Here is a 12,627-nt window from a genome sequence, read left to right as displayed (position 1 = left end):
TACGATTTTCGAAACAGGTCTATTTACTAACTACCCAATTAATGCGATTCTGACTCAGCGGTAATTAAAATTATTCTTACAAGATCAAAGGAAGCAGCTAATGAATAATGCGATTGCTCAAAATTACGTACAGCGTGCCTTATCCAAAGCAGAGGTGACTCTCAATGGCTCCAAAGATCACGACATTCAATTAATAGATAATCGTGCTATTAAACGTATTTTACTCGATGGTTCATTGGGTCTCGGAGAGACGTATATGGAGGGCTGGTGGGATTGTAAAAGACTGGATAAACTGTCTTATCAACTCTGTACAGCCGCCCTGGAAAAGGACGTAAAATTCAATTTTTTTCATCTTCTATATAAACTATCCGCAAAATTATTCAATCAGCAGAGCAAAAAACTGTCCAAAGAAGTTGCCGAGAAACATTACGATCTTGACAATCATTTGTTTGCTTTAATGCTGGGGGAAACGATGGCTTATAGCTGTGGTTATTGGAAAAATACTCAGGAATTGAATACCGCTCAACGGGCAAAATATGAATTGATTTGCAAAAAATTACAACTGACAAGCCAGGATACGCTGCTGGATATTGGTTGCGGTTGGGGTGGATTAGCCGCCTACGCTGCTGAACATTATGGCTGTCGAGTAGTTGGCATTAGCATCGCTGAACAGCAGATCGCTTACGCTAAAGAACACCATAGTCATTTACCCGCTCAATTTTTTACAGCCGATTATCGTGATAGTTCGCTTTATAACCCTCAGCAAAAACAATTTACCAAGCTGGTAAGTGTGGGGGCTTTTGAGCATATTGGTCCCAAAAATTATCGAACTTTTTTCAAACTCATGGAACAGCAGCTCACTGATAATGGTTTATTTCTACTGCATACTATAGGCAGTAATGAAACGGTTACATCCAGTGATCGATGGATTAATAAATACATTTTTCCTCATGGAATTTTACCCTCAATGAAACAGTTATCAGGCGCATTAGAGCGCTCTTTTATTATTGAGGACTGGCATAATATTGGCATCCATTATGACAATACGCTGCTGGCCTGGAATAAAAATTTTGAAGCGCATTGGGATACTATAAAATCACGTTTTGACGAACGTTTCTATCGTATGTGGCGTTATTATTTATTAATGTGCGCTGGCATGTTCCGTTCCAGAACAGCACAGGTATGGCAACTGGTTATGTCTAAATCAGGTCTCAGAGAAGGCTATGAAAGTATACGCTGAAGCCCAGCAGATCGGTAAATGTTCACGGGATGCAAATTTCCTCTCCCAGACTTTGTTCGATGACTTGTCTTTCCCGCGCAGACGAATCCATCCATAAAATTAGCACTATGTCTGATTTATGGATAGTTTCCCCGCCTGCACGGGAAAACATTGACATTATATACTTCTTAATTACTTATTCCGTGAACAATGCAGATCATCCTTGCCTGAGTCCCAGGATAATGAGCCAGTTCAATCCTTTTTGCATCGGAGCTGAGTTTTTTAGGATGCAGACGCAAATTTAACGCAAAAAAGTCTAGCCGTTGCAACATTTTCAGCAGCATTTTCTCGTCTGATTCTTGAAGCATCTTCCTATAAGTGACATCCAAAACCCAGTGTACCTTATTTCCCACCTCCCCATGACCTCCTGGGAGGAAAGATTATCTGAAGACCAATAGCCTGATTGGGTGAACTCTCTCCAAAGAAAGCAGGAGAAGAAGCTCTTAAAGGCATTCTTGCTTTGGTTTTATTAATTTTATCGATTGCCTCGATTTCTATTATTCCTTTTTTTCCCGAAATGACATCTTCCAACAACTCCTGGGTTAACACCAATCTTTTATTTGCGATAATAAGGCAATCTATTTTTCTGTCCGATAGTTTTGTACATCGATCATAATTTTTCTCATTCAGCAAATTATGATTACCAAGTACATTAATGATAAGACTATTTTTTTCAAGTGTTTTATTATCTTCTGGCAAGTTAGCAGAAATCCCTGCTTTCTCAAGCTTAATCATATTTTTTACCCGATTAAACAGGCAAGATCGAGTCAAAATTATACGAACATGCTCATATTTTGTTATTTCTTCTTTAAGAAGCGTTAAATTATAACGCATATTATCCCATGGTATTTTGGATGCCTTAAGATCATCGAAAACATGATTCCAATCGATGCTGATCCTTGAACTTAAACAGTTTATTTCCTTTAAGACATTCATTAAGTCAGTAAATACTCCCCTGGAATTTTTATTAAAGTAATGAAGAATAATCAACTTGAATTTATTCAGTTTATCTACAACAGTGCCCTGCTGTCCGATAATATTTTTTATTATTTGCTCGATAACTTCATGACCCACATTATTTTTTTTTAATTCTGCCAAAGTTGCTTCGGCAAATTCTTTTTCACTATTCGCCGATAAGAATGTTCCCGTAAGCACAGAGCGTAACTCACCAAGAAACTGTTTATCAGACACACACAGGAATTCATCATTCAAGATTGTAATAATCTTTTCCAGTTGTTTCACGCTGAATATTTCTTCCAGTTGTTTCACACTGAATATTTCTTCCGATTGACCCTCATTGAGTATCTCTTCCAGTTCTTCCACATCAAATATCTCTTGCGACTCCGTCACACTTATTATTTTTTCCATCTGTTTTGCACTTAATATCTCTTGCAGTTGCTTGATATCGAATTCTGAATCTTCCACCAAATGGGTTTGTGAAGAGGCTATTTGCAATAATCGATCAATAGCGGGAGCAAAACCTGCAATATTTCTTTTAGATTCCCCTGCCTTTTTTTTATAATCAGAAAGTCTTTCAATAAGTTCGTGTCGTTTCATCGCATCACTCCCATATAATTTGGCTTCTTTGTTATTATTTGCGAGCCATTCTTAGTATGCAAGCCTTATATTCAGACTAACAAGTCTATTTTTATACTTTTCCACAAACCCGATGTCCAATCCAGCCTGCCAGGATTAATGTTGACACTACTCCCAGAATTACGCTGTACCCATACCAGTCTGGTCCTACTAAAGTTAAGGCATCCGGTGAATGAAGAATAGAAAATGGAATGGCGAGCAGTACATCAATTAAGGCAGATCCGGCTACCAATCCACAGGCTATAAGTACCCCCTTTTGTTTACGCAATTGCCTTTCATTTTTTTTAAACTGTTTTTTTCGTAAAATCCCCTGGACCAGTAAAGCAATCATCCCACCCAGGAATAAGGGAAAGGAAGACGCGATAGGTAAATACATACCAATTGCTACGCCCAGGATAGATAAACGGATATACCGTTCCAGCTTAGCCAAATTATTTATGATAATAAGGGCAGAAATAATCACCGCTCCAATAACCATCATCATCCATGGCAATGTATTACGAAACACCGCTTCAGTAATTGCCGCCATTAAGGCCGCTGTTGGAGCTGGTAAGGTTTGAGACGCATCCATCCCCTCATGGGGCATGACTCCTGCAATACCATAGACATTAAATAAGAGTTGCATAACAGGTGGAATAACCAATGAAGAAACCACGACACCCAGTAAAAGCATAACCTGCTGACGCCAGGGAGTTGCACCTACTAATTGGCCTACTTTTAAATCCTGAGTATTATCATTGGCAATTGCAGCAATACCAGTAACTACTGAGCCAATAATAATAGTAATTGCCTCCGCGGCTTTGATTTGCTCATTTGACAAAGGCAAAGGGACTATTTTATTGATCATGGTTAATAGCATCCAGGCAGCAAATAACATTCCGGCTATTACTATTGAGCTACCTGGACTTGCGGTTACCCCGACCATTCCGGAAAAATAACCGGTAATAACAGAAAATAAAAAACCTATCACCAACACGTAAATTACTGCACCAAAAACCAAAGTTGGCGCAAAATCGCCTTCAATTCCAATTTCTTCCACAGGAAAAACGAACTGAAAAAACAAAAACAGGATAGCGGCCATAAGAATAATGCCCATTAGAATAAAGGGCATAGGAATATCTCTGTCTGTGCGCGGTAATTGAACCTCACTGCGACTTTTTGTCATAAACGCGCTAAATGAAATACTGATACTTCTGGTCAGGGGTTTTATTAATTTCAAAAAAGTCCAGGTACCAGCAAAAAGCATGGCTCCTATGCCTAAATAACGCATCTCGCTATTCCACAATAAAGTGGCTGCTTTGTCTGCGGGATAGTGTGTCAGAAAATCAGGGTAATATTGACTCACGACAGGCATGGCAATAAGCCAGGAAATAATCGCACCTAGAAAAATACTTATCGCCATCTCATGACCCACAAGATAACCTGCGCCAATCATTGTAGCGGAAAATCCGGCACCAAAACCAAACAAGGAACGTTTGGCAGTGAACCATAACGACCAACTATTCGCAATAATTTTAAAGCCTGTTTGTAACAGCTCAAGGAGTCCACCTACAGCCCCTCCTAAAAAAATATCACGAATACCTACTTTCTCAGCCGAAGATTTTAATACTTCGGCAATCGCCTGGCCTTCCGGAAAACGCAATACAGGCTCATTGACCAAAACACGACGCAAAGGAATGGAAAATAAAACACCCAGAATTCCTCCGCAAGCAGCAATAAAAAAATTGGTTAAATAGTCAAATTCATTCCAATATTGAATAATGATTAAAGCAGGTATAGTGTAAACGATGCCTCCTGCCACAGCTTCTCCAGCTGATGCGGCGGTTTGTACCGCATTGTTTTCAAGAATGGTTGCATCCTTAAACAAACGTAAAATACCAATAGAAATAATTGCCGCTGGAATCGAGGCCGAGGTCAGAATACCCAATTTCAACGCCAGATAAGCATTGGATAAAGCAAGTAATATAGTTAGCCCGATAGCTAAAATAATACTTCGAACAGTCAATTCAGCAATTTTTTTATCCGCTGGCACAAACGGCACAGATTTACTCATTACTTACCCCATACAGCGTTAACTACTTCCGGACGTAACCATGCAGCAAGTGTCGTGCGAGGAATTTGAACCGTTTGTGGGCCGTACACATAGGGAGCCACCTGATAAGTGTCAAAAACGACAGCCAAACCGTCTGACGTAAAATACCAGTTCTCGTAATTATCCGTTGCGGGACTGGTTCCTTTTGCTACCCAATCAGCATCAGCCAGCTTTTTTTTCATGACGGCATTACGGCTGAAATTGGCAATTTCAGTTAAATAGTTACTATCTGGTTTGAACAGCTGATCCAAAGTCACAACCTGACCATTTAAGAAATTCAAAGATTTCATCACATGATTGGGATGTGCCGCACCGCGATTATAAGAGGAAACAGTGAATAAGAGGCTAAGTGCATTTTTATTCTGGAATTTCGTTTTATAATCAATATACAACCCGCTTTTGCCCGGAACATCAACAGGCATAGTCTTATCAATAACAGGCATATTATCTTTTTGTGCTTTGGTAATCAGTAAACGCACTGCCTTGTCAATGTTATGGTCATAAAAACCTTGAGGATATTTAATCTGCACTTCAAGATCGGCACTACTCTTTTTAATGACAACCGTTTTGGAAGATTGAGCCGCTATAGTACTTAATGAAAAACACAATAATAGTATTGCAAAAACCGATTTTTTCACCTTCGCTCCTTATAAAATTCACTTAATATACTCACCAGCCACCATGGTTTGATGGGGTGGAATGTAACCAAAATAATAGCAAAGTGACTCGCTATTTTTCACTGACCAACGTACTAAATCAGCAGCTAGTCCTACTTTTATTGCTCCTGTTTCGTTTTCAATACCCAGCGCCCTTGCAGCCTGATAAGTCGCACCGGCTAATACCTCCGGTACAGTAAGATTAAAAAATTGACAAGCCATATTGAGCATTAGCAATAATGAGGTGGTAGGAGAAGTGCCTGGATTTGTGTCGGTCGCAATGGCCATTCCTATTTTTTTTTCACGCAAAAGAGCTACCGGCGGTTTTTTAGTTTCACCTAAAAAATAATAAGCGCCAGGTAAAAGAACTGCTACAGTGCCGTTACTGGCCATGGCAGAAGCACCCAAAACATCCAAGTGCTCCAGATGATCACAAGACAATGCGCCCATATCTGCCGCCAATCGACTTGCACCCAGATTGGATAATTGTTCAGCGTGACATTTAACAGGCAATCCTGATTCTTTCGCTTTAAGAAACAACTGTTCTGTCTGGTCCAGAGTAAAACCAATGGATTCACAGAATACATCTACCGCATCGGCAAGCCCGGAACTGACTACGGCAGGTAACATATCAGAGCAAAGGAAATCCACATAGGTTTGTTTATTATTAAACTCCGGAGGCAACGTGTGTGCGCCAAGAAATGTCGTTTTAATTCGTAAACCACTCATTGCGCCCAATTGTCTCGCCACACGCAAAATTTTCAATTCATTTTCCAAATCAAGACCGTAACCTGATTTTATTTCTACCGTAGTAACTCCTTCAGCTCGTAAAGCCAGCAATCTCGGCAATGACTGCTCTAAAAGCGCCTCCTCTGTCGCGGCACGAGTCTGACGAACCGTTGATAAAATGCCTCCACCAGCGCGTGCAATTTCAGTATAACTTAACCCCTCAAGGCGCTGTTTAAATTCATGGGCGCGATTGCCGGCATAAACCAGATGGGTGTGACAATCGATTAATCCAGGAGTAACTAACTGGCCTTGACAATCTTCAATAACAAGCGCTTCCTGCTGATAGCCCGGAGGAACTTCATCGGTTTCTCCACACCAGATTATATGACCTTTAGCGATTGCAATAGCCTGTTTTTCTAATTGTTTCCCATTAGAGTCAATGATTGTCGCATTTAACAACAAGCGATCGCATCCTTGCATGGCTACTCCCAGAAAGGCACGCAATGAGGCGCTACGAGCCATGCCGGATGGTGGCTTTTATCATAAATATCCCATTCTTTTGAACTATAAAGCCCTTTATCAATATCCAATAATAACCAGGTTAAAAAAAGCGCTACGGTAGCTGGAGACAATAAATGTCCTTTTTGGTGGAGCGAATCGTAGAATGCGCGTTGCTCTTCATCCATAAAGGGAGTGTGACGAATAATTGCCTGCATATCCGTATCAATTATTCCAGGCATAACACTGGCAAAAGCAGCATCCTGACTTTCCAATTGCCAACAACGAGTCAGCATGGCTAAAGCTGCTTTGGAAACGCAATAACCTGCCCAGCCTTTGACTGGAAAATAAGCCACGCCGGAACCAATATGTAATACCTTCCCCTCTTTTAACTTTTCCAATAATAACTGATTCAAAAACAAAGGGGCATTAAGATTGGTAGCCATAATCTGTTGCCAGGATGATTCTTCAATAGTGGCAATTGACGTAATTGGTTCAATAATACCGGCGTTATGAATCAGCCCGGTAATTGAAGAAACGGTTGCCAGGTAAGTGACGATGTGTTGTCGTCCTTTATCCGTAGAAACGTCTGCGCATAGATAATTAATTAATGAAGAAAAAGCCGCTGTCTCTGCCAGCATTTCTTCCCGCCGGCCCACAATCAGCACTTCTCTGCCTCGCGTTGCCAAAGCTTGTGCCAAAGCTCGGCCTATCCCACTGCCCCCGCCTGTGATTAGAAACACTATAGACTCCTCTGTAGCGAGTACAAATAAAATAGTGCTGATAATAACAGACGTGTCTGCAATTAGCACGATTTTAGCGCAACCAAGTGCAAATAATTCTGGAGCAGGATATCATGGACTATCTGGTATTCATTCCGGAACTTACATGTTGCCCGACCTTTTAAATTATGAATCAACAGAACCATCCATCTGGCAAGGAAGAAAAGATAGCAGGCCAGGAGAACGTTTTTTTCAACATGTGACTGTACTTGATCTGACTCAGCAACGCTTAAGGCAAACCCGGGGAGAAACTGTTATTACAGGATTTTGCAGCGATGAAGGAATAAAACGCAATGCGGGCCGTGTTGGTGCGAAAGACGGCCCATTACAATTGCGAGAACAATTAGCCAGACTCGCTTGTCATTCCGACCAGCAATTTATTGACATAGGAAATATCATTGCTACCGACAAACTGGAAGCTGCTCAGGAACAATTTGCCCGTTTAATCGATCATTGTCATCAGCAAGGTTATAAAACCGTTGCTTTAGGGGGCGGGCATGAAATAGCCTGGCCTCATTTTCGTGGTTTAGCTCCCCATTATTCCAACCTGGGAATCATTAATTTTGATGCTCATTTCGATTTGCGCCCCCTCAAAAAGGGCCATTATGCAACTTCGGGTACACCTTTTCGCCAGATTGCTGATTATTGTTTACAACATCAATTCGTTTTTAACTATTGTTGTCTGGGCATTCAACGGATCGCCAACACTGAAAGTTTATTTGCCAGTGCTCATGAATCAGGAGTTGCTTACCTTTATGCCGAGCAAATCCATGAAAAAAGTCTTGCCTGGCAAACCGATTTTCTGGATAATTTTATTTCAAATCATGAATTTATTTACCTGAGTCTTTGCCTGGATGTGTTTGCTGAATGTTTCGCTCCTGGCGTAAGCGCCCCTCAGGCGACAGGTTTAACACCGTGGCAGGTTATACCTTTGTTGAAATACATTTTGCAAACTGGCAAAGTAGTAGGTTTTGACATCGCTGAACTCTCGCCTCCTCTTGATGAAGGGCATAAGACTGCGCGATTGGCTGCCAGTCTTATGGCGGAGTTATTAACTTATTATTAATGCAAAAGGAGTGTTAGCAATGAAAAAATCCATGCTGTGGGTAGGATTAATGACTATCTTAGGGGCATCGGTACACGCCGAAAACAATAACAACACCCATGCAAAGCAAACACAGGCAATGCCCGTTTCCACCGCCACCGCGGATTCAATACAGACCCCTTCCGGCCAAGGTATTCAGGTACCCGCAACTCCCGGTACACCAACCCCTGCCAGCCCTGGAAATCAGACACCCTCTACTCCTGATAATCCAACACCAGCAGCGTCCAGTAGCTCGGCACCCACCACAGGAGCATCAACACCATTACCGCAACCACTGAATTGCAATTACCACATCCCCGCACAAACCACTCACATTGAACAAGCCATTGTCCTGAAATGGGCAGAAAAAGCAGCGGAACAATCATTTGAATTCGATCATAATTTGCTGGACAAGCAGTTATCTGCTCTAAAAGCCTGTTACACAGAACAGGGCTGGCAAGGGTTTAATGACGCCCTGGAAAAATCAGGAAACCTGAATGCCATTAAATCTCAACAATTAATAGTCAGCAGCATGGTGAGTGGCCAGGGAAAAATAACGGAAGGGAAGGATAATCAATGGAAAGCCACTATTCCCATGCAAGTAGTCTATCAAAATGATAAAGAAAAACTGACGCAATCGCTCAATATAAACCTGGTTGTAGGACGTAAGGTATCTGGTGATTTAGGTATCATGCAAATGATTGCTGTGCCTGTTCAGGTTAACCCTTTACCACAGTCAACAACCAATCAACCTGCAACAACCACTACCACACCAGCAACACCACTTCAACACCCGTCGCCTTAGCATCAGAGTAAACACACAAACAAAGACAACGTTCCGCGCTTTATGCGCGGAAGCTTCGATCTCTACTCAAAATCGTATGCATGCTGTGCATAAAGCACATACTTAGGGGGAAAATTATTTAGTGTTCAAAATTTAGATGAATTTACCCTTAGCATCCGATCACCGATTAATCTGCCCTATTCTGTATACATTCCAAAAGTAACAGTGAGATGAACCAGATTAATCCGGCTCTCTCACTCTGAACTACTAATTCTTATGGCAATAATGGCAATAAGAAAAAGTTGCTCTGCCCTGTTACTGGTGGAGCATAACCTCCGCTAACGTATTGTTGCCAGGTTTGAGCTGGTTGAATATTAGAATTACAGGGAACCATGTGCCACCCTGTTCCTGAAAATCCCTCCTGAACTGGACAGTGTGTACTGCAAGCTGCCTGAGCTGCTCCCGCTGCTCCAATCATGGATATTGAGATTATTAATCCAGCTATTGTTGATTTAATCTTCATACAAATCTCCTTATACCAAGCTGCATCATGAGAATGCATAATCTCGTTTTTTAATTATAGACTATTGTTCCCGATGCGGGTTGAGATTATAGCTAAAAGTGTCCTTCAATAAGGGTAATAAAGAAAGCTTTTGATTTCAAAACATCAACGAAGTATGATAATTTACGAGAGTTTATCGATGTCAAATCACGCCAAATAACAACAAGCAAAATTGCTGAGGCAAGGAATGAATTTCACGAGTAATCATCCATACCCCGACACCCATGAGGTGTGATTTAATCTTACTTACATCGCATAAGGATAAAGATGAACAGTAGACCGGTTATCAGGATAATGACAGGTGCATGGCTGGCGTTGGCCATGGCTTTCGTGCACGCAGGTATGCCCTTGTGGACATTTACCCCATTAACTCCGACAACGCTCACGGTGGAAGCAGACGCTACCGCTACGGTCAGCTATCAAGTGACCAATCAATCCAGAAGACCTCATACGCTGATGATGAGAAACATACCCGGCGTGACCAGGTAACAACGCCAGGGTACTGTTCCAGTTTTTTTGTTTTAGGTTACCAGCAATCCTGCATTTTAAGTTTACTTATTAACGGTAACACCTTGAAAGGGGATATTCTGGGCGGCCCTGCCGTGTGCGAGCATGGCAATCCCAACCAATGTTATCAGCCAGGCCGCCCTGACATCTTACATATTATCAAAGGAGCCAATTATACCGTAGGGGGCTCTGTCTTTGGTCTTTTAGGGACTTTAGTGCTTGCAAATAATGGGAGTGATGCACTGACCTTGAATGCAGACGGAACCTTTACCTTTTCAAGTGCGCTCCCTCCGGGAAGTGCTTATTCAGTCACGGTGCAAAGTCAACCTGCCACTCAAACCTGTACCGTAACCAATGGCAGCGGTATCCTCATTAATGCCAATGTCACCAACGTGACTGTGAATTGCTCCACAAATACCCGCTCTGTGGGGGGAAGTGTTACCGGGCTGGCGGTATCAGAATCAGTGGTGCTGCAAAATAATGGCGGCGATACCCTGACCGTCAACAGCAATGGAGCCTTTACCTTTCCCACACCCATTGCTCAAGGGGCAACCTACAATGTGACGATTCTGACACAGCCTGCAACACAAACCTGTACAGTAACCAGCGGCAGTGGTACCGCAGGTGGCTCTAATATCACCACTGTACAAGTACAATGCTCCATCAATGCCTACACGGTGGGAGGCACTTTATCCGGTTTATCCTCCGGAACCGTTGTGTTGCAAAACAATGGCGCGGATAATTTATCCCTGAGTAGTGACGGGGCGTTTACCTTTACTTCAACCGTGGCTCAGGGGGCGCCCTATAATGTGACGGTATTAACGCAGCCACCAAGTCAAACCTGTACGGTCACCAATGGCAGCGGTACGATGGGTGCGGGGAATGTTACCAATGTTGCAGTGAATTGTGCCGTAAATACGACATTGAGCACGAGTGTTAGTAACCTGGCCTTAAGTGTAACAGGGTTTACAGAATACGGAATCACTGGAACACCTTCTTCCGGCCTTGCCCGTGTAATTACGATTACCAACACAGGCACTAATCCAGCGGTGAACTTATCAGTCACGCCACCAACCTGGCCCGCAGGAACCTCAAGCACCACAACCTGTGGGAGCACATTAGCAGCAAGCGGCAGCTGTACGATTACCATCACCCCCGGCGCCACAGCCACCTCCGATGGCACCAATCCCTGTTCAAGTGGAACAGCGCCTGTGCCCGGCGCAGTTCAGGTCAGCGCTGACAACGCCACGACCGTATCGATTGATGTGGTCATCTTAAGTTATGGTTGTATTTATCAGGGTGGTTATGTCTTTGCTTTTGATGACACAGCTCCCAATACTGACAGTGTGGGCGGGAAAGTTTTTACCACAACAAACCAGGCCGCTATTTTTCCCAATGGTATTGTCTGGAGTTCAAATGGAGGTATTGGTGGCGGAAGCGGTGGTATGAACAATGCTGATGTAAGCTGGGATATGATTCCTGGGGTTGATCGGACCTCCACGTCCTCCCTTGGCTCCCCCACTTACGCCGCTTTTGCTTCCTTTTTTTCAACGACCTATACCAATCCCAATCCTTTTACCGCTGCTGATTTTGCCCAATGCGATGGAATATTAGATGGCTCTTGCAATACCAATAACATCATGAGATTTTATGACCAATTCATTACCAATAATACTACGGCAAATGGAGGTACTCCTCTCTTTACTGCAACTCCCGGACAAACCCCCATCACTTACTTCGCCGCAGGATTGTGTACGCAAGCAATCAGTGGGTATTCCGACTGGTACCTGCCCGCCATTTGTGAGATGGGGTATGGAAGCAGCAGTTGCGGCACCCAAAGTATACCACTCCTGCAAAACATACAATCCAGCTTGATAGAAATTAGCAACTTCAGTATTCCTGCAAACGCTTACTGGAGTTCTACCCAGTATATGATGGTCTCACAACAGGAGGCATGGGCCCAGTTCTTTGGCCCTGGTAGCAGTAGCTATCAGTCCCGCAGCCAGAAGTCCAGCCAGGCTGGTGTTAGATGTTCCCGTGTTTTAACCCTTTAGCCAT

The 12,627-nt window shown here is 42.8% G+C and carries 10 protein-coding genes; 4 read left to right on the top strand and 6 right to left on the bottom strand.

The features are described from left to right. Positions 1-100: 100 nt before the first annotated feature. A complete protein-coding gene (cfa, locus tag T345_RS0101230; protein WP_028387732.1) occupies positions 101-1,240 on the top strand; it encodes a cyclopropane fatty acyl phospholipid synthase in 1,140 nt (379 codons plus the stop codon). Positions 1,241-1,621: 381 nt separating this feature from the next. On the opposite strand, the gene T345_RS0101220 is transcribed toward cfa, so the two are convergent. From T345_RS0101220 to T345_RS0101200, 5 genes are all read right to left on the bottom strand, one after another. Next, a complete protein-coding gene (locus T345_RS0101220) occupies positions 1,622-2,836 on the bottom strand; it encodes a hypothetical protein (protein ID WP_028387730.1) in 1,215 nt (404 codons plus the stop codon). Positions 2,837-2,927: 91 nt separating this feature from the next. After that, the gene (locus T345_RS0101215) at positions 2,928-4,928 is read right to left on the bottom strand and encodes an OPT family oligopeptide transporter (RefSeq protein WP_028387729.1); all 2,001 of its coding nucleotides are present in this window, start codon (positions 4,926-4,928) and stop codon (positions 2,928-2,930) included. After that, positions 4,928-5,605: a DUF3298 and DUF4163 domain-containing protein gene (locus T345_RS0101210; RefSeq protein WP_028387728.1), complete on the bottom strand. Its 678-nt coding sequence runs from the start codon at positions 5,603-5,605 to the stop codon at positions 4,928-4,930. Before T345_RS0101210 ends, T345_RS0101215 begins: the two co-directional genes overlap by 1 nt. An 18-nt stretch (positions 5,606-5,623) precedes the next feature. Further along, positions 5,624-6,832 (bottom strand): imidazolonepropionase, encoded by a 1,209-nt coding sequence (gene hutI / locus T345_RS0101205; RefSeq protein ID WP_028387727.1) that lies wholly within the window; start codon positions 6,830-6,832, stop codon positions 5,624-5,626. A gap of 2 nt (positions 6,833-6,834) precedes the next feature. Next, positions 6,835-7,593, bottom strand: coding sequence for an SDR family NAD(P)-dependent oxidoreductase (locus T345_RS0101200; RefSeq protein WP_028387726.1), 759 nt, complete (start codon positions 7,591-7,593; stop codon positions 6,835-6,837). 145 nt (positions 7,594-7,738) lie between these two features. Between T345_RS0101200 and hutG the strand changes: the two genes are divergently transcribed. Continuing rightward, entirely contained in the window at positions 7,739-8,698 is a 960-nt protein-coding gene (hutG, locus tag T345_RS0101195) for a formimidoylglutamase (RefSeq protein WP_028387725.1), read from the top strand. Between the two features lie 19 nt (positions 8,699-8,717). Continuing rightward, complete coding sequence (locus tag T345_RS13225) at positions 8,718-9,521, top strand: DotI/IcmL/TraM family protein (protein WP_051555073.1); 804 nt, start codon at positions 8,718-8,720, stop codon at positions 9,519-9,521. A 253-nt stretch (positions 9,522-9,774) separates the two neighbouring features. On the opposite strand, the gene T345_RS0101185 is transcribed toward T345_RS13225, so the two are convergent. Then, positions 9,775-10,023, bottom strand: coding sequence for a hypothetical protein (locus tag T345_RS0101185; protein ID WP_028387724.1), 249 nt, complete (start codon positions 10,021-10,023; stop codon positions 9,775-9,777). 344 nt (positions 10,024-10,367) lie between these two features. Here T345_RS0101185 and T345_RS14445 point away from each other — a divergent pair, with 344 nt between their 5' ends. Continuing rightward, on the top strand, positions 10,368-12,623 hold the full coding sequence (locus T345_RS14445) for an Lcl C-terminal domain-containing protein (RefSeq protein ID WP_028387723.1): 2,256 nt from the start codon (positions 10,368-10,370) through the stop codon (positions 12,621-12,623). Positions 12,624-12,627: the final 4 nt, after the last annotated feature.

The sequence above is a fragment of the Legionella fairfieldensis ATCC 49588 genome (assembly GCF_000621525.1).
GTDB classification, from domain to species: domain Bacteria; phylum Pseudomonadota; class Gammaproteobacteria; order Legionellales; family Legionellaceae; genus Tatlockia; species Tatlockia fairfieldensis.
This window is presented reverse-complemented; position numbering and strand designations above follow the sequence as displayed.